This is a genomic window from Edaphobacter sp. HDX4, from assembly GCF_036877565.1.
In the GTDB taxonomy this organism is placed as follows: Bacteria; Acidobacteriota; Terriglobia; order Terriglobales; family Acidobacteriaceae; genus Edaphobacter.
The window spans coordinates 1-254 of record NZ_JAEDXW010000101.1; the positions used below are offsets into that span (position 1 = coordinate 1).

The 254-nt window shown below is 62.2% G+C and carries 1 protein-coding gene; it reads right to left on the reverse strand.

The window, feature by feature from the left end:
• The coding region (locus JAO29_RS23250; RefSeq protein ID WP_334270666.1) for an MqnA/MqnD/SBP family protein at positions 1–254 on the reverse strand (254 nt) is incomplete at both ends.

Below are 254 nucleotides of genomic sequence, written 5' to 3' on the forward strand. Positions count from 1 at the left end.
GATGAGCTGAATCGAACGGACTTTGTCGAGAGAAGCGATGGTGCAGCCGGGTACGATGGCGAGTTCCGGCGTCAGAGAGGCGATGGGGATGAGCCCGAGGTCGGCCCGACCGGAGAGCAGTTCGTCGGCACAGAGTGCCGGAAGCGTGTAGTGGAGCTGATAACGCTGAGCGAGCTCGTCGGAGATCGGCGGGTGCTCAAGGTCCCACATGAGAGGCGCCGAATTGAGGAAGTTGATTGCGGCTACGCGGACGG